This is a genomic window from Citricoccus sp. NPDC079358, from assembly GCF_040702545.1.
GTDB lineage: Bacteria > Actinomycetota > Actinomycetes > Actinomycetales > Micrococcaceae > Citricoccus.
Window position 1 is genome coordinate 1 of record NZ_JBFBLI010000012.1, and the last position, 19,422, is coordinate 19,422.

Sequence of the window (19,422 nt, forward strand, 5' to 3'; positions counted from 1 at the left end):
CCATCACCCGATTCTCCCAGCCCGCCAGGAGACAGCCCGGTCAATCCGCCGGCGTTTTAAAGATCGACCCCACGATTACTGACCCACGCACCTAGAGCGCCTGCGCGTCACTTTCCGATGGAAGACCGGAGGCCTGGATGTGGCGGGGCTCGCCACGACCATCGGCGCATCACGCCTGACCATGGGTGGTCTGATCAAGCATCTGGCGGGGGTCGAGGTGATGAAGGCCGGGCCGGAGATCGACGGCTCCAGCCCCGGCGAGCCCTGGGCCTCCGCTCCGTGGGACGAGGTGCAGGACTGGGATTTCACCTCCGCCGGGCAGGACTCCCCCGAGCAGCTGTATGCGCTCTACGACGCCGCGGTGGCGCAGGCCCAGAGCCGGCTGGAGGCAGCCCTCGACCGGGGCGGCCTGGATCAGCGGATCGCCCTGTCCGATCAGGTCGATCTTGAGGTCTCGCTGCGCCGGAACCTCTTCGACCTCATCGAGGAGTACTCCAGGCATCTCGGCCATGCGGACCTGATCCGTGAGGCCGTGGACGGGCAGGTCGGCCTGGATCCGCCGTACCCGGAAGCCAGCTGAACGCACTGAAGGCCGCCCCCTCGGGGGCGGCCTCCGTGATGGGTCCAGCGCAGCGGGTCAGTAGGCCTTGACCCGCTGGTCCACGATCAGGTGGATGAGCGCGAACGTGCCATCCTCGTCGATCGCCTTGATGGCGGCCTCGACGGCGGCCGGGACGTCGGCGTCCTGCTCCACGCGCACGCCGAAGCCGCCGAAGGCCTCGGCCATCTTGGCGAAGTCCGGGTTCTTCAGCTGCGTGCCGGAGACCCGGTTGGGGTAGTCCCGCTCCTGGTGGGTGCGGATCGTGCCGTACTCCTGGTTGTCCATCACGACCACCAGCGGGGTGGCGCCGTACTGGGCGGCGGTGGCCAGTTCCTGACCGTTCATGAGGAACTCGCCGTCACCGGCGATGGTCACCACGCGGCGGCCCGGGTAGTTCAGGGACGCGGCCACGGCGGACGGCACCGAGTAGCCCATGGAGCCGTTGCGGGCCGAGACCATGGCGGCATAGGAGTTGGTGGGGAAGTAGCGGTGGGCCCAGTTGGTGTGCTCACCGGCACCCAGGGTGATCATGGCGTCCTCGGGCAGCGACTGCACCAGGTTGGCCATGAGCGTGTCCATGCGGGCCTGGCCCTCGGCCGGCTCGGCGGACGGCAGGGCGGCGAACTTCTCCTGCTCGCCGCGCATCCGGGAGGTCCATTCCTTCCACGAGTCCTTGACGGCCAGGTCCATGCGGACGAGGTCCCGCACGAACACGTCCGGCTTGGCCACGATCTGGTGGGACACGGGACCGGAGCGGCCGCGCAGCGAGGGGTCGATGGTGACGAGGAAATTCTTCCTGTCCCAGTTCTGACGGATGGTGAAGCCGTCCGTGACCACGTCACCGGGGACGGTGCCCACGAAGACGATGAGGTCGGTCTCCTCGAGCAGATCATAGGTCGGCTTGGGACGGCCGTAGCCGATCGGGCCCACATAGGACGGGGAGGTGAACGGCACGGTGCCCTCGGTGCGCCATTCGGCCGCAGCGGGGATGTTGTGCTCCTCGAGCCAGGTCGTCAGGGCCTCGGCCCCCTCGGTGGTCCAGTCGTTGCCGCCGGTGATGAACAGCGGCTTGTCGGACTCCTGCAGTGCCTCGTTCAGGGCCTTCCAGTCCTCCACGGTCATACCGCCGGTGGCCACCGGGATGTTCGGGTGCAGCTCGGGGCTGATCTGCTCCTTGATGATGTCCTCATGCAGGCCCACGATCACCGGCCCGGGACGGCCGGACGTGGCGGCGAACATGGCCTCGGCCACGATCTCGGAGGCACGGCTGGCGTGGTCCAGGGTCATCACGCGCTTGGCGCCGGATTCGAACCACATCTGCGGGTCGAACTCCTGGAAGGCCTCCTTGCCGCGGTGCTCGAACGGGATCAGGCCCACGAACAGGACCATCGCGGTCGAGTCCTGCCAGGCGGTGTGCAGGCCGACATGCGCGTTGGCGGCACCGGGACCGCGTGTCACCATGGCAATGCCCGGAACGGAGTTCATCTTGCCGTCGGCCTCGGCCATGTACGCGGCACCGCCCTCGTGGCGGCAGATGACGTTCTCGATGGTGGAGTGGTGCAGACCGTCCAGCACATCGAGGTAGCTCTCACCCGGGATGGAATAGATCCGCTTGACGCCGTGCGCCTCGAGGGTGTCGACGATGACGTGTCCGGCCGACTTCGTGGTGGCCGTGGTCTGTTCAGTGCTCATGCAGTACTCCTTGGACTGTGGGCGGTGCCGGACATGCCGACTCCGCGGCCCGAGATGGTCCTCGGGCGGCGCGCAGGTCAAACTTTGTACAAAGTACCCCAGCTCCAAGGCCCCACCGCGCGCTGTGGCCGGATGTGTCGTCCGCACCGAGCACGTGGTCTTCCCTGAATGCGATCTGTTGAGTTCCTGTCCACTACCCGTTTCAGGGCCAGTCGCCTGATCAGCACCCCCAAGCGGACGTACAGTGCTGTCACCGTCCGAAGTATTCATCCCCGAATTCCGGACAGCCTCAAAAGGACGAAACGCACTATGTTCTCAGCAACCACCACCAGTCGTCTGGCCCAGGCCGCGACGCTTGCCAACACGGCCCCCGGTCCCCGCGGCGGTCGCCTCCTCCCCGAGCGGCTCGACCAGCCGGCCGAGCTTCCCGCAGCCCTGCCCGGCTGGAACTTCGACGACGACCCCTCCAGCGCCACCCTGCGCTCCGTCCGCAAGCTGCGCGCCGCCGTCGCGGGCATCTGGCAGGACGCCCATGCCCTGGACATCGGTGCCGCCCTCGAGGGCGTCAACCTTCTTTTGGCCTCGGCGGGGCCCGTGCACGTGTTCGCACCCGAACCGGCCACGGCCCGCACGCCCGCGGTCCTGGCTGCCGGGCAGGACAGTGACGTCCCGGAGAAGACCCTCTCCACCTCTCTGGCCCTGGCGCTGGCCGAGGTGGCCCTGGCCGGCGAGCTGACACGGCTGCGGACCTGCTCCGGAGAGGACTGCACCAACGCCTTCGTGGACCTGACTCGCAACCGTTCCAAGCAGTTCTGCGATGAGGCCAACTGCGCCAACCGAGCCCACGTCAAGGCCTACCGTGCTCGCCGTGCGGCGGAATTCCCGGACGGCGACCACGGCGACCCGGACTATGAGGCCGAATCGGACGAGATCTCCTCGGAGCACGGTTCGTTGGAGGACGCGCCGGAGAAGAAGGACAAGCCCGGGAAGAAGAAGTCCAAGAAGGGCAAGAAGAAGAAGTAGGCTCGTCACGTCCCCACCCGGGACACCGATCCCGTCTCACCCGGACGGTGCCGTCCAGGCCCGACGCACCCGTCGACCGTTGTCGCCCGCCGCTGGCCGGTCCCCCGACCGGACCCGTGGCTCTGGCCCCTGATCGCCGTCCACGTGAGGAAGACACCGTGAGCTCCACTCCCCTGATTCCTGCCATCCCGCACCAGTTCACCCCGGCCCCCGGCCAGAGGATCGACCCGGTCCTGGCCCGCTCGTGGTTGCTGGTCAACGCCGCCCACCCTGAGAAGTTCCCGGCCGCCGAGGACTCCCCGGCGGACATCGTGGTACTGGACATCGAGGACGCGGTGGCACCCAAGGACAAGGACACCGCGCGGGAGAACGCCGTGGAGTGGCTCACTGGCGGACACTCGGCCTGGGTGCGCCTCAACGGCTACGGCTCCAAGTGGTGGGAGCAGGATGTCGCGGCGCTGGCCGCCACCCTGCCCCGCGCCTCGGGTGGGCCGGTCCCTGAGGGCGGCCTGGCCGGCGTCGTGCTGGCGATGGTGGAATCCACCGACCACGTGAACGAGACTGCGGCCCGGCTACCGGGCATCCCGGTGGTCGCATTGGTGGAGACGGCCCGAGGGCTGCAGCGCATCAACTCGATCGCCGCGGCGAAGGGCACGTACCGGCTGGCCTTCGGCATCGGCGACTTCCGCCGTGACACCGGATTCGGGGAGTCGCCGCTGGCCCTGGCCTACGCGCGCAGCCAGTTCACCATCGCCGCCAAGGCCACCGGCCTGCCGGGCCCGATCGACGGCCCGACGGTCGGCACCACGGGCGTGAAATTGGCCGAGGCCGCCGCCACCACCGCGGAGTTCGGCATGACCGGGAAGATCTGCCTGCAGCCCGAGCAGTGCGCGGTGGTCAACGAGGGGCTGAGCCCGTCCCAGGACGAGATCACCTGGGCACACGAGTTCCTGGACGACTTCGCCGCGGACGGTGGGGTCATCCGCAATGGCTCCGATCTGCCGCGCAAGGCCCGGGCGGACCGGATCCTGGAACTGGCCGAGGCCTTCGGGGTGCAGTGGATCCGCGAGGACGAGGACGATCACGCCCCGGCGCCCTCGGACACCTTCCACTACTGAGCGTTCAGGACCTCTGCGCGTCGCCGGGGCCGGGCTGGTCACCCGAGCCGGACTCGTCGCCGGCGCCCGGCTGCTCGTCCTGCTCGTCCTGCGCGGCCGCCTCCCGCTTGCGCTGGGCCTCGGCCTTGCGCCGGGCGACGGACTGCCGGTGCAACTCCTCGGAGGAGCGGTGCACGCCGGAGCCCTGGGAGAGGTGCTTGGGGTTGTCCTTGGCGGCCAGCTGGAGCATCGCCACGACCACGAGGGAGACGATGAAGAAGATCCCGAAGGCGATCAACCCGAGGTCGAGCCGCAGCGGGTTGTCCGAGCCTCCGGAGGCGGTCATCGTGGCCACCGCCCCGCCCACCAGGGCCAGGACGAAGGAGAACCACAGCGGCCCCTTGATGGACTGCAGGAACCCGGCCTTCTGCTGGGCCGGATCGGCAGGCTGCGCGGCCGACGCCCCAGAAGGTCCGGCTGTCGGCTTCCCTGCCGGCGTCCGTGCAGCCTGTCCCGGGGCGCGCCCCGGCCGGGCATCACCGGGACGGGGCGTCTCGGGCTGCTGACCGGCGCTGGGCGTGCTCACTGACCATCTCCTGTACTGCGGGTGGCCTGGCCGGATTCGAGAGAACGGGGGCCTGACCTGCTCAAAGTGTGGTGACGCGTCGGCCTCGGGCCGAGACGCACCCTTTCATTCTACGCGTTGTAGAGAACGGGGCCGACCGACCCCAATGTCTGCCCCGCAGGACCGCTCCGCGGAGCGCATCCGGTCAGCTGCGCGGGGCGCGCGGGCCCTCGTCCTTCTGGGCGGCCAGCGCGGCCGGGCCGGCGTCGTGCCGGAAGCCGAAGCCGGAGATGGCGAGCAGCACGGCGATGATGATGGCCCCGCCACCCACGATGCCGAGCAGACCGTGTGCGTCCAGGTGGAGGAAGAGCAACAACCCGACGCCGGACAGCACGCCTACCGCGCCCGTGTACAGCTGGTCGCGGGCCGGCACGAAGACCTTGCGGTACTGCAGCCACGCCACCAACTCGGCCAGACCCGAGCCGATGAGGGCAACGGCGGCGATGATCCCCGCGACGAACTCGGTCCCGGCGAACAGCAGGGCGATGGCACCGACCATGAAGAGCGCCGCGGCGATCGAGAGCGGTCCGCGCATCTTCTCCGGCACCGGGTCCCGGCGCAGGTACTCCCACAGGCCGGACCCGGAGAACACGAAGTAGGCCGCCAGGCCGTACTTCAATACGGGCAGGCCGGGATCCTGGAGGAAGACGGTGGTCAGGCCGAAGATCGCCGCGATCAGCGCGCGGATCAGGATCGGCTTCCACATGATCGCGGCGGTCTCGGCGGGGGCTTTTGCTGCAGGCACCCGACCATTCTATGCGCTGGTATTTGCTACACTGGTTTCAACAGTTCAGCCCGCCCATGCCCCGCATGGTGTGGGCTGGATCTCTTTCTGGAGGAACCTTACGCCTCATGGTCCGTGCCGCGAAGCCTTTCAAAACGCTTGATCAACAAATCGCCTTGCTGTCGGGGCGTGGCATGGCTGTCAGCACAGATGAGGCACTCCCTTGGCTCGCCCACGTCGGCTATTACCGGTTGAGCGGCTACTTCTATCCCTACCGGATGATCGCGACGATGCCACACACCGGTGGCAGGCTCGATGACTTCGAAAGCGGCACGGACTTCTCGTACGTGACTGCCCTTTACGAGTTTGATCGAAAGCTGAGAGCCCTAATCTTCGACGCCCTGGAAAGAGTCGAGATTGCGCTTCGTTCTCAACTGAGTTATCAGCTGGGGGTAAAAGATTCATTCGACTACAGGAACGCCTCGAGCTTCAGGCCTGGCTTCGACCATCATTCGTGGCTCACCACCGTCACCAAGAGAGTCAACAGGTCGCGGCGGCACAGCGATCCAATTCGCCATTATGACCAGCACTACAACGGAGATTTGCCGATTTGGGTACTTGTCGACGTACTTGACTTCTCAGATGTTTCCCGCGCATTCGAAGGGTTGCCCGCCCAAGCACAGTGGACCATTGGCGACAATCTCGGCCTGTCCATCAACCTTCAGCCTCTCACCAAGAACCAGCGGCGAAAGACCGCCGCCAACCATCCCTTGGCCCGGTGGCTTGAGCAGTTGACCATCGTGCGAAATACATGTGCCCATCATTCACGTACGTGGAACCGTTCATTCACCCCGGTTGGTACGGCAGCGTTGAAGACGGTCGACATGCTGGGCTCCTTGCCTGACTCCCAAAGTGAACGTCTCTACGGTGCGCTGCTTGTCATGGGCCGATTGCTCCAGGCCGTTTCTCCTGGATCTACGTGGATGTCAAAGGTCAGAACTCTGATCATTACCCAGCTGGAAGCGATTCCCGGCAGAAGTGCAGCTGAAGTAGGTTTTCCTCCGGAGTGGAAGCAAGACCCGGCTTGGCATGAATAACTGGACGGAATCAACTCTGCCCAGTCCGCATCCACGCATCCGAGCGCGCCCGCAAGCCGAGGGTGAGCGCGCGGGCTCCCATGAAGACCCCCGCGAAACCGGCCCACAACAACGCCAGTTGGGCGCCGGCGTCGGGCGCCAGGCCGGCCCTGGTGCCGGTGGCGAGCCACCCGAGCCCGGCGAGCGCCGGCAGGTACACCGCCAGGTTCACGACGCCGGCCAGCGCGAGATAGCGGGCATCGCCGGCTCCGATGAGCACCCCGTCCAGGACGAAGACGTAACCGCTCAAGGGCTGGGAGGCGGCCAGGACCAGTAGCCCGGCGGTCGCGGCTGCCTGGACGGCCGGCTCCGGGGTGAACAGGGGCGGCAGCACCCACGCGAGGACGGCCAGCAGCACCCCGGTGATGACACCGAACCACAGGGACCAGCGGACCATGGTGCCCGTCAGGGCGCGGGCCTCGTCCCTCCGGCCGGCGCCGAGCTCCCGGCCGATGAGGGCCTGGGCGGCGATGGCGAGGGCGTCCAGGGCGAAGGCCAGGGTCGAGTAGACCGTGAAGACGAGCTGATGGGCGGCGAGTGTGGCCGTGCCGAGGCCGGTGGCCGCCACCACCGTGAAGAGGATGGCGGCGCGCAGGGTGGCGGTCCGCAACAGCAGCCAGGACCCCACCTGGGCGGTGGCCCGCATGCCGGACCCGGACGGGGCCAGGTGGGTGCCGGCGCGGCGGAACCGCGGGTACAGGACGGCCAGGTAGACCGCGAACATGGCCCACTGCACGGCCGAGGTACCCATGGCAGAGCCGGCCACCCCGAGGCCCGCGCCATAGACCAGCACGAAGTTCAGCCCGATGTTCAGCCCGAAGCCGACCCCGGCCACGAGCAGCGGGGTCTTGGTGTCCAGCAACCCCCGCAGGATGCCGGTGGCGGCCAGGACGCCGAGGATCGCGGGGATCCCGGGCATGGACCACTGCAGGTAGGTCACCGCGTGGTCCTGCACCGCACCGTCGGCACCGATCAGTCCGGCCAGCGTCGGGGCGGCGAACCAGCCAGCCACGGCCAGGATGGTGCCGAGCAGCAGGGCCAGCCACACACCGTCCCGCCCGCGGTCCATCGCCGCACCCAGGTTGCCGGCGCCCAGGAACCGGGACACGGCCGGCGTCGTGGAATAGGCCAGGAACACCATCAGCCCGGTGACGGTGTGCAGCACCGTGGTGCCGACCCCGACGCCGGCCAGCTCGGCCACGCCCAGGTGGCCGATGATCGCGGTGTCCGCGAGCAGGAACATCGGCTCGGCCAGCAGGGCGCCGAAGGCCGGCACGGCGAGGGCCAGGATCTGCCGGGAGATCGGCCGGGCGTCCCGGGGCGCCGCGGCTGGCACAGCGGACTCTGTGACCTGGCTGGGCTCGGTGGGGTCGGTGGGCATGGGGCGGTACCGCGGCGCGCTCGGCGCCTACATGCCCTCGGGCAGCAGCGGCAGGAGCGTGTACGCCACGATGATGGACACGAGGTTGTTGAACACGTGCAGGATCGTGGCATAGGCCAGCGACTTGCCGGTCAGGACGTAGGCCACCGTGATGGCGGCGGCGAGGGTCAGGTACGGGATGACCTGGACCGGATCGAAGTTGAAGCCGGTGCTGAGGAAGTGGATCAGGGCGAACAGCACCATGGAGATCACCACGCAGACCCACACGTTGATCCAGCGGGAGAGCTTGCCGATCATCAGGTGCCGGAAGATGTACTCCTCCACGAAGGGCGCCATGAACACGGTCACCAGCAGCACGGGCAAGAAGGCGACCTGGGTGGTCATCTCCTCGATGGCCATCTGGTTCGCACTCTTGATGGGCTGACCCGCGGCCATCACCACGAGGGCGTTGACCATGATGCAGACGAACCAGATCACCGGGATGAGCCCGATCTTGAGCCACCCGTACTGCTTGAAGGTGCGGAACGAGGCGATGAATGGCTTCCAGCACGCGATCAGCGCCAGGACGGTGAGGACCGAGTACGAGATCAGATTGATGCTGAAGGTGAACGAGCCCTCATTGAGCGTGCCGTCCGGCTCTGTGAACTGCTCCCGGAAGCCCGGGATGAGCGTCACCAGCACGGCCGCGCCCAGGATGAAGATGAGCAGATAGGCCAGCACCGTGACCAGATCCATCCACGTGGGCTTGCCCGGGTCGAGGACGATCCGGTCCTGCGGGCGGCGGCCCGGCCACCCCGGGGGGATGGAACCCGGCCCGGCACCATGGGACACGACGCCGGCCCCGGCGGGCTGGAGCGGTCCCTGCTGCGTCCGGCCGTAGTCCCGGCCCCGCTTCGGCCAGCCGGCCGGGATGGTCGGCTGGCCCTGCGGTGAGGACCCGTGACCATCGGCCGGGCGGTGTGGCTCGTGCTGCGGTGCCTGCCGCGGGTCATTGGTCATGCGCCCATGCTATCGACGCCGCCCGGAGCCCCCAACACGGCCATCCACTGACGTGGGTCCGGTCACGCCCCGGGGGACTCGGGACGGTGCTGCCCCGGCTCCACCACGGGGACGGCCCCCGTGGCGACGTTCTCCTCGACCATCGGGATGGCGCCGGTGCCCACGGAGACCGCCGCCTCCTCCGCGTCCAGGTCCACGCCCTGGGTGAACTGGGACATGTACAGCCGGTAGTAGGCCCCCTCGGCTGCGAGCAGCTGCTCGTGCGAGCCCTGTTCCACGATGTCCCCGTGCTCCATCACCAGGATCACGTCCGCATCGCGGATCGTGGACAGCCGGTGCGCGATCACGAAGGACGTCCGGTCCGAGCGCAGGGCCGCCATGGCCTCCTGAACGAGCACCTCGGTGCGGGTGTCCACGGAGGAGGTGGCCTCGTCCAGGATCAGCAGCGCCGGATCAGCGAGGAAGGCGCGGGCGATCGTGATGAGCTGGCGCTCACCGGCGGAGATATTGGCCCCCTCCGCCTCGATCACGGTGTTATAGCCGTCCGGCAGCGTGTGCACGAAGCGGTCCACGAAGGTCGCCTTCGCCGCGGCCACCACTTCCTCGTCCGTGGCGTCGAGCCGGCCGTAGCGGATGTTCTCCCGAATGGTCCCGCCGAAGAGCACGGCATCCTGCAGCACCATGCCGATCTGGCCGCGGAGCACCCCGCGGTCCAGGGTGGCGATGTCCACGCCGTCGAGCCGGATCTGGCCGCCGTCGATCTCGTAGAACCGCATGATGAGGTTGACCAGGGTGGTCTTGCCCGCCCCGGTGGGGCCGACGATGGCCACGGTCTCGCCGGGATGCGCGTCCAGGGACAGGGCCGTGATGAGCTGCTTCTCCGGGGTGTAGGAGAACTGCACGTGGTCGAACTCCACCCGGCCGTGCACGGGCTGGGCCAGTTGGCCGGGCTGCTTGCCGTCCGGGTCCAGGGTGCCGCCGTCTGTCCGCTGGCGCTGGTCGGAGAGGTCCTCCTCCTGCTCGTCCGCGTCCAGCAGCTCGAAGATCCGCTCGGCCGAGGCCACGCCGGAGATGAGCATGTTGGCCATGCCGGCCATCTCGCCCAGCGGGGCGTTGAATTCGCGGGAGTACTGGATGAAGGCGGTGACCTGGCCCAGGGACATCTGGCCGGTGGCCACCCGCAGGCCACCGACCACGGCGATGCCCACGTAGCCCAGGTACGTCACCCACTGCATGATCGGCATGATCATGCCGGAGTAGAACTGGGCCCGGAAGGAAGCCTCGTAGAGGTCCTCGTTCCGCTCGTCGAAGCGCTCGCGCATGGACTCCTGGCGGCCGAACACGGTCACCAGCTCGTGCCCGGTGAAGGACTCCTCGATGTGCCCGTTCAGCCGCCCGGTGTTCTTCCACTGGGCGGTGAACAGCTTCTGCGACTTCGAGCCGATGATGCCCACCACGATCCCGGCGATCGGCAGAGCGATCAGCGCGATCAGCGCGAGCTGCCAGGAGAGCACGAACATCATGATGGTGATGCCGATGATGGTCATGACCGCGTAGAACAGGGATGCGAAGGCCTGCTGCATGGCGGTCTGCACGTTGTCCACGTCGTTGGTGGTCCGGGACAGCAGGTCCCCGCGCTGCCGCGTGTCGAAGTAGCTCAGGGGCAGGCGGTTGACCTTGGCCTCGATCTGCTGCCGGATCCGGTAGACCACGCGCATCACGATCTCGTTGAGCACGAAGCCCTGGAGCCAGTCGAACAGGGACGCCACCACGTACATGCCCAGCACGATCGCCAGCATCCGCGAGAGCGTGGTGAAGTCGATGGAACCGGCCATCCAGCCGTCGAAGATCACGTCCATGGCCTGGCCGAGGATCGCCGGCGCCCAGACCGTCAGGATGGTCGAGATGGCGCCGAAGACGAACACCATCACCACCCCGAACTTGTGGTCCTTCAGGGTGCTGAAGAGCCGCCCGAGGGACGGCCAGAAGGTCTTGGCCTTGCGTGGCGCGGAGCCTTCGCCCCACTCGCCGGTGCCCACACTGTCCTGCAGTTCGGCGATCTCCTGCTCGGACACGACGCCGGCCGCGGTGCCGTCATCCTGCGCGGTACCGGAAGCGGTGGACCGGAAGGCGGTGGACCGGTACGCGGGGCGCTGGACCTCCGGGAAGAGGTCCTCCGGCCGGCCGGCTGACCGGCTGGACTGGGTGCTGTGGTTGCGCTCGCCCGTGCTCATGCCACTTCCTCCGCGCTGATCTGGGAATCCACGATCTCCCGGTAGGTCTCCGAGGTGTCGAGGAGTTCCTGATGGGTGCCGCGGCCAACGACCCGGCCTTCCTCGAGCACGATGATCTGGTCCGCCTCCGTGATGCTGGAGACGCGCTGGGCCACCATGATCGTGGTGGCGCCCTCGGTGTAGCCGGTCAGCGCCGAGCGCAACCGGGCGTCCGTGGTGACGTCCAGGGCGGAGAACGAGTCGTCGAACAGGTAGATGCGGGGCTTCGCCACCAGGGCCCGGGCGATGCACAGGCGCTGGCGCTGGCCGCCGGAGACGTTGGTGCCGCCCTGCGAGATGGCCGAGTCCAGTCCGGTCGCGGCGCTCTCACCCTCGCCGGTGGTCCGGTCCCGGACGAACTCGGTGGCCTGGGCGGTGTCCAGCGCCGCCCAGAGCTCGGACTCGGAGGCATCCGGCTTGCCGAAGCGGAGGTTGTCCTCCACGGAACCGGAGAACAGGAACGGCTTCTGGGGAACGAACCCCACCGCCTCGGTGAGGGAGGCCCGGGACATCTCCGCCACCGGCACGCCGTCGATCAGCACGGTGCCCCCGGTGGAGTCGTAGAGCCGGGGGACGAGGTTGATCAGGGTGGTCTTGCCGGAGCCGGTGGAGCCGATGATCGCGGTGGTCTGGCCGGCCTCGGCCGTGAAGGAGACTCCGTCCACGATGGGCGCCTCGGCACCCGGGTAGGCGAACCTCACGTTGCGGAACTCGACCGTGCCGTCCTTGCGCTGCGGCTCGATGGAGTGTTCCGGCTCCTGGACGGAGCCGGTGGTGGTGAGCACCTCACCGATACGGCGGGCGGTGATGATGGCGCGCGGGAACATCATGAACATGAAGGTGCCCATCATGACGGCCATGAGGATCTGCAGCAGGTACTGCATGAACGCGGTCAGGGCCCCGACCTCCACGAGGCCGTCGTCCACGCGGTGGCCGCCGAACCACAACACGGCGGCGGTGGCCAGGTGCAGGACCATGGTGATGAGCGGCCCCATCAGGATGAACAGCCGGCCGATGTTCACGGAGGTCTTGGTCAGCGTCGCATTGGCGTCCGTGAAGCGTCCGGTCTCGTGGCGCTCCCGCACGAACGCCCGCACCACGCGGATGCCCATGATCTGTTCGCGCATCACGCCGTTGACGTCATCGATGTTGGTCTGCATCCGCTCGAAGAGCGGCATCAGCCGCTGCACCAGCAGACCCACGATCAGCAGCAGTACGGGAACGGACACCCACACGAGCCAGGACAGGCCCGGGTCCTCCTGGATGGCCATCACGATGCCGCCGATGGACATGATCGGGACCATCACCATGAAGTTCAGGGCCATCAGCACGACCATCTGCACCTGTTGCACGTCATTGGTGCCGCGGGTGATCAGGGTGGGGGCGCCGAAGCGGCCCATCTCCTCGGCGGAGAAGTGGTCCACCCGGGTGTAGATGGCCTGGCGGATGTCCCGTCCGATCGACATGGACATGCGCGCACCGAACCAGACCGCGGCGATGGCGGTGATGACCTGGGCAAAGGCGACGGCCAGCATGACGGCGCCCACCCGCCAGATGTACTCGGTGTCACCGGTGGCGATGCCGTTGTCGATGATGTCCGCGTTGAGGCTGGGCAGGTACAGCGTGGCCAGGGTGGCGGCCAGCTGGAGCACCAGCACGGCCACGACGAGGGCCCAGTAGGGCTTGCCGTAGTGCCGGACGAGTTTCCACAGCATGGGGGTTCGCTTCCGGATCGTTCCGCCCACCTGCCGATCGGGCAGGAGGGATGTTGAGGGTGGGACCGCTTCCGGGCGCAGGAAGGCCGCGGTGACCGACGGGGTGTGGACGGCGGGATCGCGGGAGCCGAAAATGGTCCATCAATATCATGCCCGAAGATCGCGGAGAATGGGCGTTTCTCTGCTGACGGTGAACCCTTCTGAGCAGAATCGGAGAACCGCCCCCCAGGTTCCGGCGGCGATCGGCTGGCTACCGGGCCCTCCGGTCAGCGTTGGCGTGGATGGCGTCCCGCAGGTACTGGGCCAGTCCCGGCCGCAGCTCCTCGTAGGTTGCGGCGAACCGCGGATCCTGGACGTACATGTCCCCGAGGTTCCGATGGAAATCCCCGTCGATCGGGAAGAACCAGTGGTCCATGTGCACGCGCATGGCCTCGGCCGCGGCCATGGCCTGCTCCGAGTCGGCCGGCAGGCCGGCGCCCATCGCGTCCAGGATCAGCTGGTTGTTCTCCTCGGTCTCGGCGCTGATCCTGGCCCAGTCCTCCTGCGTGTATGCCGCCGTCCGGCGTTGCGACTCCTTCCAGGCCTCGGTCTGGCCCCAGCGGTCCTCGGCCTCGGCCTGGTACTCCTCGAAGTGCTCCGTATAGGAGTCCCCGAAGAGCTCGCGCATCTCGTCCTCGTTCAGGTCGATGTCCTTCATGTCCTTCTCCAATGCAGTGTCCAACGCGGACAGCAGCCGCGTGAGTTCGGTGATCTTCTCCTCCACCAGCTCGCGCTGGCGTTCCAGCGCCCGACGCCGGCCGGCGGGCCGGGTGCCCCGCGCACCCGGGTGCGCGCCGTCGTCGCGCACGGGCCCCTCCTCGAGCGCGGCGGCGATGTCCTCCAGGCCCAGTCCCAGCCGCCGGTAGGCGACCACCTGCTGCAGGCGCTCGAGGTCGGCGGGGGCGTAGAGCCGGTAGCCCACCGAGGAGCGGGCGGCCGGGGAGACCAGCCCGATCTCGTCATAGTGGTGCAGGGTGCGCACGGTGACGCCGGTGAAGGAGGCGGTCTCCCCCACCGTCATCAGGGCGATCTCCGGATGGGCGCCGTGCCGCGTCCGCTGCTTCTCGTTCTTCATGGCTCCTACTGAACAGCCTCACGTAGCGTCAGGGTCAAGTCAGGTGGTCCATCCGGCCCTCGGCCCAGTCGGCATGCCGCCGCGCGGACCGGTGCACCACCGCGGCGGCCTCGGAGGCGATGACCCCGGAGAAGTTGTCATAGAGCCGCTCGTAGTCATACCGGTCCAGGTGCCCGGCGATCCGCTGTGCCACGGCCCCGGACAGCGGCAGGTAGTTCGGGAACGAGCGCATGAACGTGGCCCACGCCCGGTCCCGCGCCACACCCACGGTGTCCCCCGCCAGCAACACTCCCACCCCGTCCTGGCCGGTGAAGTGCACCACCACGCTCCCGGGGAAGTGGCCGCCGGGCTGGGAGGCGGTCACCACGGGTGAGCCGGGCAGTCCGGCCGGCCGTGTCGGTTCAGCCGGCCCGATCTGTTCGGCCAGTCCGGCCAGTGGCATCAGGGAATCGGACCACACGATGGTGTTCGCCGGCCGCCGGGCCAGCCAGCCGGCGTCGGGCGCGGAGATGTAGACCGGCACCGGGCCGTCCGCTCCTCCACAGGCCTCGGCCCAGGCGGACTGGGTGCCGTACATGTGCGGATGGGAGGCGATGATCCCCGCGAGCCCGCCCAAGCCCAGCACGGCGTCCACGGCGGCGCGGTCGATGTATGCGGGGACATCCACCATGAGGTTCCCGGCCCCGGTGACCAGGATCTTGGCGTGCTGGCCGATCCCGACGCCGCCGCTCACCCGCACGGCCCACAGGTTCGGTTCCAGCTCGGTCACCTCGGTGCTCGCACCGGAGGTGCGGAGCTCACCCACCGTGATCCAGCGCTGACCGTCGGCGGGAACCCACTGCCGATCGTCCGCACAGATGGCACAGACGGCTGGCAAGGCGTCAGCGGTGCTGCCGGCCTGCTCGACCCCGCAGGTGGCGCACAGGACGAGACCGTCCCAGGCGGCGTGGTCGGTCGTGCCCGCGTCGATGGTGTCCTGGTCGATCGCGGCGGGGTTCGGGTCCGTCATAGGGCACTCCTTCGTGGTCGGGCGTCCCGTCCCATGGTGGCGCGACGGCCGGCCAGCTGCCAGAGGTGCAGGGCGGCGGAGGACCGAAAGGGTGACCAGTCGACGGCCCGCACGGCCAGGGCGCGGTGGGCCGCTCGCGTGGCAAGATCTGGATCCAGCAGCCCCGCGGCCCGGGCTCCGGCCACCAGCGCCACATCCCCGTCGAGCCAGGCGTCCGGATCCCGCAGCACGCGCATCGCCACGTAGGCCGCGGTCCACGGCCCGATGCGGGGCCGGGCCAGCAACTCCCGCCGTAGTATCTCCGGCTCGGCGTCCGCGTGCACGGTCAGTCCACCGTCGGCCAGGGCACGGCACGTCCCGACGACGGCCCGTACGGCGTGGCCCGGCAGCCTCAGGGGGCGTAAGGGGTCAGGACCCTCCCCCGGGAGGGGCGCGCGGAGACCGGAGGCGATCTGGGCCGCCGTCGGGAAGTGCCGGTGCAGTGAGCCGAAGAGCGCTTCCCCCTCCGGGCGGTCGCGCGGCGGGCGCCCCTGCGGCGCGCCGGGAGAAAGACCAGGTGGGAGGCGTGAAGGGGGACCAGATGGGAGGCCAGGCGGACGTCCGGGAGGGGAGTACGGGGTGCCCAGCGCCCCGGCCAGCCGCCCGAGGTGGGTGCGGGCGGCGGCCACCGAGATCTGCTGGCCCACGAGCGCCCGGACCACGAGTTCATGCGGGTCTACGGTGCCGGGAATCCTGACGCCCGGGGTGGCCTGCACGAGGGGAGCCAGTACGGGGTCGGCCACCAACACGCCATCCGCCTCAGCCGGATCCGTGTCCACATCGAACAGTGCCCGGATGGCGGCGAGTGCCGGACCCTGGTCCGCGGCGGCGGCGAGGTGCAGCCTCGCCCGCAGGGTCCAGCTCCGGTTCTGGGTGCGGGTGGCGAAGACCAGAACCGCGGCCGGTCCGCCCGGCAGTGTCAGGGTGCGAGCGTACCGGAGATCCTCGGGCCGCGTCAGGTCGGCGGCCTCGACACCCGCGACGGCGCGGACCGCCAGGAAGCGGAAGATCCCGGGGGCGTCGTACGGCGCGGTGACGGCTATCTCGACCTCGGGGTCTACCGGATCGTCAGAGGAAGGACTGGCTCCAGACCTGCGTCCTCCTAGACGTCCAGATGCATTCATTCTGGGGCGGTTCCGGTCGAACTCGGTCCGTTCATGCGCGATCGCAGTGCCCGTGCGGCGGCCATCGCCTCCTCGGCGACAAGTTCATAGTTGTCGACCGGTGCGGCGAGGGCGATGGAATGCTCACCGTATTTGTCGAAAGCGAGCCGAACGAGTTCTCCTGCTTCCTCGATTCCCAGCTCTACCGAGATATGCCCGAGGTCCTCGATGTCTTTGGCCCGCTCGGCCGCCATCTTCATAGCGGCCAGAGTCGGCAGATCAGCCAGCATGATGGCCGAGGACATCCCCTGGGGTCCCGCCATCCAGCGCGCACCCTCGGGTAGATAGGCCGCAGCATTGCGGTTCAGCCAGGCGGGTGAAAGCCCGTGCATCAGAGCCATTTCTGCAGCCACCTCGTCAACGACGTCCTCATCCGCGTACCGCGCGTCGATGTCACTGGTGGCCCGGTCCAGAACGCCGTGGAGCAACAGAGCCGCGCCACCGACGATCTGAATATCCAACCTGACGCGCCGCACTTCGAGCAATGCTTCCAACTCACGCAGTAACTCTGCGACGTCGTCGCGACGCAATCCTCGGCGCAATGTCACACCGTTGCCAAATCTCGCTCGCGGATCCAGACATTCATGGACGCGATCTCGATGGGCGTTTCGCTCCGGATGAGCTCCTTCATCCGATCGCTCACAGGGTGGAGCTTCTCCGCGAGATAGACCGGCGTGTCAGCCGACTTGGCTCGCCGAGCCCAGCTGGGGGCGGGGGTAGCCGTTCTGGCAGCGATCCACCGTGTCACAGCTCCGAGTGCGGCACGGTAGGCATCGTCATCGAGGAGCGGCGCAGTTGGCATCAGCGCCCGGCCAGCCGCCAGCGAATCATGGGCATATTCTCCCAGTAGCCGAATAGCGAAGTGGTAGTCGCCTTCGCGAATGGTCCGCGCAAAGTCTTCAGCGAACCCACTGTCGGCCCCATCCTCAGCGACCGTGATGTCCAGACCAACCGCCGTCATCGCCTTGAGGGCCATCCCCAAGGAAGCGTTGGCTTTTCCGGCCTCGAGTTCCACGACGAACTTTCGTGAGGAACCAATGGCATCGGCCAACGCCTGCTGCGTATAGCCCAGAGACCTTCTTCGCCCCCGCAGCTTGCTGCCGAGCACCGTGGCATTCATCTCCATGAATCTATTATGGCACCGTTTGGTGACATTTTGTATGTAGATTTCGGATCTCAACCGGTCGGTCTACCCTCGTGCCGCAACGGGCCTTCGAGATACGTTCACGTCATGACCGCTGCGCAGGGCTTCACTGGGTCCGTCGACCTCACCGAGCTGTCCTTCACCGTGACCGGGCGGATCGCCAGGCCGGTGGTGGAGACCTACGAGGCGGTGGCCGACCCGGACCGGCTCTCGCGGTTCTTCACCACCGGCGGCGCGCGGGGCCGGCTGGAGTCCGGCACCGAGGTGACGTGGGATTTCGCCGACTTTCCCGGAGCATTCCCCGTCGAGGTGGTCGAGGCCGTTGCGCCGCAGCGGATCGTGCTGCGGTGGGACGGCGAGTCCGCCGTGGACGAGTCCGGGATGACCACGGTGACGTTCACGTTCTCCCCGCTGGACGGAGACACACGCACCCTGGTCTCGATCACGGAATCGTCCTGGCACCCCACCCAGGACGGGGCGCGCAACGCGTTCGGGAACTGCATGGGCTGGACCGGGATGCTGGCGGCCCTGAAGGCGTGGGTGGAGCACGGGATCAATCTGCGGGACGGGTTCTACACCTGACCCCCCCTCGAGGGACTCTTCAGTCGTGAGGGGCCGGCGGACTCCGCACGGCCCTCGATCGGATGGCAGTCCTCCCGGTCAGCCGCCGGCCCATTCGTGGGCGGCCTTGTTGCGCAGGCCCACCAGCTCCAGGGCACGCCGCTCCAGGACCTGGTCCTGCTCGGTCACGGCGGTCCACTGCTTGACGGGCAGGGCCTTGCCGTCCGCTCCGGCGGACACCATCACCGTCAGCCCGTGGGCGATCAGCATCGGTTCGCGTTCACGCCGGTCCCCGGCACGGGCGCGGACGGACAGGTGCATGGACCGGGGGCTGGTGTGCACGAGCCGGGCCTCCAGCTCCACGAGGTCGCCCACCCGGACGGGCTGGTAGAAGCGAACGCCGCCGGCGAAGACGGCAACCACGGGGACCCCCGACCAGCGGGAGGCGCAGACGTTGGCCGCCTCATCGATCCACCGCATGACGGTGCCGCCCTGGACCTTCTCCCCGGGGTACACCTCACGGGTGTGGGCGAGGAACCTCATGACCACGGATTCGCTGGTCAGCTCACCGGCGGGCGGCGGTGCCTCGATCATGGCCTCCTCCACCTCACGGCGGACCGTGCCCCTCAGCTTGGCCAGGCGTTCCCGCTCCAGCTCCTCCGGGGTATCCGGCTCCCAGGGGCGGACGGGGATGGAGTTGCCCTGTGCGTCCACTGCCACATAGACCATGACGCACTCGGTGCACACCGTGGACTTGCCATCGGCATCCTTGATCTCCGGCAACACCACCCGGGTCTGCACGTGCACCGACGTCCGGCCGGTGTGCACCACCCGCGACTGCACCACCACGCGGGTCTCCACGGGCACCGGGTTGCCGAAGTGCATGTTGCCCACATAGGAGGAGACCACGTTGGTACCGGACCAGGAGGCGGCGGAGGCGTAAGCCGTCTTATCGATCCAGGTCATGACAGTGCCGGCATCCACGGAGCCATCAGGGTGGTCATAGGCTTCGGCCCTGAACTGCAGGGCGACAGAACTGTGGGTGGCCATACCAACGAAACTAGCACCCGTGACGGACGCCACGTTCACCGGATTCTCGCCCGGCGGAAACTGTCGGCAAGTCCAC

At 68.2% G+C, this 19,422-nt stretch carries 18 protein-coding genes; 5 read left to right on the top strand and 13 right to left on the bottom strand.

Annotated features, from left to right (window positions below; genetic code table 11):
* The first annotated feature begins 100 nt into the window (after window positions 1–100).
* Entirely contained in the window at window positions 101–580 is a 480-nt protein-coding gene (locus AB0333_RS13645) for a DUF664 domain-containing protein (RefSeq protein WP_366219318.1), read from the top strand.
* 57 nt (window positions 581–637) lie between these two features.
* Here the strand turns inward: AB0333_RS13645 and AB0333_RS13650 are convergent, their stop codons facing one another.
* The gene (locus AB0333_RS13650; protein ID WP_115932349.1) at window positions 638–2,293 is read right to left on the bottom strand and encodes a thiamine pyrophosphate-dependent enzyme; all 1,656 of its coding nucleotides are present in this window, start codon (window positions 2,291–2,293) and stop codon (window positions 638–640) included.
* A 309-nt stretch (window positions 2,294–2,602) separates the two neighbouring features.
* Between AB0333_RS13650 and AB0333_RS13655 the strand changes: the two genes are divergently transcribed.
* Window positions 2,603–3,316 carry a CGNR zinc finger domain-containing protein gene (locus AB0333_RS13655; RefSeq protein ID WP_115932350.1) on the top strand — a complete coding sequence of 238 codons (714 nt, stop codon included), beginning with the start codon at window positions 2,603–2,605 and terminating at the stop codon, window positions 3,314–3,316.
* 176 nt (window positions 3,317–3,492) lie between these two features.
* Window positions 3,493–4,434, top strand: a complete 942-nt coding sequence (locus AB0333_RS13660; protein ID WP_366219319.1) for a CoA ester lyase — start codon at window positions 3,493–3,495, stop codon at window positions 4,432–4,434.
* 4 nt (window positions 4,435–4,438) lie between these two features.
* Here AB0333_RS13660 and AB0333_RS13665 read toward each other — a convergent pair whose 3' ends face one another.
* Window positions 4,439–4,999, bottom strand: a complete 561-nt coding sequence (locus tag AB0333_RS13665; protein ID WP_366219221.1) for a hypothetical protein — start codon at window positions 4,997–4,999, stop codon at window positions 4,439–4,441.
* A 184-nt stretch (window positions 5,000–5,183) separates the two neighbouring features.
* Complete coding sequence (locus AB0333_RS13670; RefSeq protein WP_245952273.1) at window positions 5,184–5,783, bottom strand: hypothetical protein; 600 nt, start codon at window positions 5,781–5,783, stop codon at window positions 5,184–5,186.
* A 107-nt stretch (window positions 5,784–5,890) separates the two neighbouring features.
* Here AB0333_RS13670 and AB0333_RS13675 point away from each other — a divergent pair, with 107 nt between their 5' ends.
* Window positions 5,891–6,859 (top strand): Abi family protein, encoded by a 969-nt coding sequence (locus tag AB0333_RS13675; RefSeq protein ID WP_366219222.1) that lies wholly within the window; start codon window positions 5,891–5,893, stop codon window positions 6,857–6,859.
* Between the two features lie 10 nt (window positions 6,860–6,869).
* Here the strand turns inward: AB0333_RS13675 and AB0333_RS13680 are convergent, their stop codons facing one another.
* From AB0333_RS13680 to AB0333_RS13720, 9 genes are all read right to left on the bottom strand, one after another.
* The gene (locus AB0333_RS13680; protein WP_366219223.1) at window positions 6,870–8,279 is read right to left on the bottom strand and encodes an MATE family efflux transporter; all 1,410 of its coding nucleotides are present in this window, start codon (window positions 8,277–8,279) and stop codon (window positions 6,870–6,872) included.
* Between the two features lie 27 nt (window positions 8,280–8,306).
* Complete coding sequence (locus AB0333_RS13685) at window positions 8,307–9,278, bottom strand: type II CAAX endopeptidase family protein (RefSeq protein ID WP_366219224.1); 972 nt, start codon at window positions 9,276–9,278, stop codon at window positions 8,307–8,309.
* A 62-nt stretch (window positions 9,279–9,340) separates the two neighbouring features.
* Window positions 9,341–11,512 carry an ABC transporter ATP-binding protein gene (locus AB0333_RS13690; RefSeq protein WP_366219225.1) on the bottom strand — a complete coding sequence of 724 codons (2,172 nt, stop codon included), beginning with the start codon at window positions 11,510–11,512 and terminating at the stop codon, window positions 9,341–9,343.
* Window positions 11,509–13,266, bottom strand: coding sequence for an ABC transporter ATP-binding protein (locus tag AB0333_RS13695; protein ID WP_366219226.1), 1,758 nt, complete (start codon window positions 13,264–13,266; stop codon window positions 11,509–11,511). Before AB0333_RS13695 ends, AB0333_RS13690 begins: the two co-directional genes overlap by 4 nt.
* A 250-nt stretch (window positions 13,267–13,516) precedes the next feature.
* Window positions 13,517–14,380, bottom strand: a complete 864-nt coding sequence (locus AB0333_RS13700; protein WP_366219227.1) for a MerR family transcriptional regulator — start codon at window positions 14,378–14,380, stop codon at window positions 13,517–13,519.
* Window positions 14,381–14,414: 34 nt separating this feature from the next.
* Window positions 14,415–15,389: a hydrolase gene (locus AB0333_RS13705; protein ID WP_366219229.1), complete on the bottom strand. Its 975-nt coding sequence runs from the start codon at window positions 15,387–15,389 to the stop codon at window positions 14,415–14,417.
* Window positions 15,386–16,552: an AlkA N-terminal domain-containing protein gene (locus AB0333_RS13710; RefSeq protein ID WP_366219230.1), complete on the bottom strand. Its 1,167-nt coding sequence runs from the start codon at window positions 16,550–16,552 to the stop codon at window positions 15,386–15,388. Before AB0333_RS13710 ends, AB0333_RS13705 begins: the two co-directional genes overlap by 4 nt.
* Window positions 16,549–17,085, bottom strand: coding sequence for a DUF6036 family nucleotidyltransferase (locus AB0333_RS13715; RefSeq protein ID WP_366219231.1), 537 nt, complete (start codon window positions 17,083–17,085; stop codon window positions 16,549–16,551). Before AB0333_RS13715 ends, AB0333_RS13710 begins: the two co-directional genes overlap by 4 nt.
* A 50-nt stretch (window positions 17,086–17,135) precedes the next feature.
* Window positions 17,136–17,717, bottom strand: coding sequence for a helix-turn-helix domain-containing protein (locus AB0333_RS13720; RefSeq protein WP_366219232.1), 582 nt, complete (start codon window positions 17,715–17,717; stop codon window positions 17,136–17,138).
* A gap of 105 nt (window positions 17,718–17,822) precedes the next feature.
* Here AB0333_RS13720 and AB0333_RS13725 point away from each other — a divergent pair, with 105 nt between their 5' ends.
* Window positions 17,823–18,317, top strand: coding sequence for an SRPBCC family protein (locus AB0333_RS13725; protein WP_366219233.1), 495 nt, complete (start codon window positions 17,823–17,825; stop codon window positions 18,315–18,317).
* Window positions 18,318–18,395: 78 nt separating this feature from the next.
* On the opposite strand, the gene AB0333_RS13730 is transcribed toward AB0333_RS13725, so the two are convergent.
* Window positions 18,396–19,346: a hotdog domain-containing protein gene (locus tag AB0333_RS13730; protein ID WP_366219234.1), complete on the bottom strand. Its 951-nt coding sequence runs from the start codon at window positions 19,344–19,346 to the stop codon at window positions 18,396–18,398.
* Between the last annotated feature and the right edge of the window lie 76 nt (window positions 19,347–19,422).

Excerpts from the sequence above, each read along its gene's own strand:
- AB0333_RS13650 (WP_115932349.1), bottom strand. The coding sequence starts at position 2,293 with ATGAGCACTGAACAGACCACGGCCACCACGAAGTCGGCCGGACACGTC.
- AB0333_RS13655 (WP_115932350.1), top strand. The coding sequence starts at position 2,603 with ATGTTCTCAGCAACCACCACCAGTCGTCTGGCCCAGGCCGCGACGCTT.
- AB0333_RS13675 (WP_366219222.1), top strand. The coding sequence starts at position 5,891 with ATGGTCCGTGCCGCGAAGCCTTTCAAAACGCTTGATCAACAAATCGCC.
- AB0333_RS13680 (WP_366219223.1), bottom strand. The coding sequence starts at position 8,279 with ATGCCCACCGACCCCACCGAGCCCAGCCAGGTCACAGAGTCCGCTGTG.
- AB0333_RS13685 (WP_366219224.1), bottom strand. The coding sequence starts at position 9,278 with ATGACCAATGACCCGCGGCAGGCACCGCAGCACGAGCCACACCGCCCG.
- AB0333_RS13690 (WP_366219225.1), bottom strand. The coding sequence starts at position 11,512 with ATGAGCACGGGCGAGCGCAACCACAGCACCCAGTCCAGCCGGTCAGCC.
- AB0333_RS13695 (WP_366219226.1), bottom strand. The coding sequence starts at position 13,266 with ATGCTGTGGAAACTCGTCCGGCACTACGGCAAGCCCTACTGGGCCCTC.
- AB0333_RS13700 (WP_366219227.1), bottom strand. The coding sequence starts at position 14,380 with ATGAAGAACGAGAAGCAGCGGACGCGGCACGGCGCCCATCCGGAGATC.
- AB0333_RS13705 (WP_366219229.1), bottom strand. The coding sequence starts at position 15,389 with ATGACGGACCCGAACCCCGCCGCGATCGACCAGGACACCATCGACGCG.
- AB0333_RS13710 (WP_366219230.1), bottom strand. The coding sequence starts at position 16,552 with ATGAATGCATCTGGACGTCTAGGAGGACGCAGGTCTGGAGCCAGTCCT.
- AB0333_RS13720 (WP_366219232.1), bottom strand. The coding sequence starts at position 17,717 with ATGGAGATGAATGCCACGGTGCTCGGCAGCAAGCTGCGGGGGCGAAGA.
- AB0333_RS13725 (WP_366219233.1), top strand. The coding sequence starts at position 17,823 with ATGACCGCTGCGCAGGGCTTCACTGGGTCCGTCGACCTCACCGAGCTG.
- AB0333_RS13730 (WP_366219234.1), bottom strand. The coding sequence starts at position 19,346 with ATGGCCACCCACAGTTCTGTCGCCCTGCAGTTCAGGGCCGAAGCCTAT.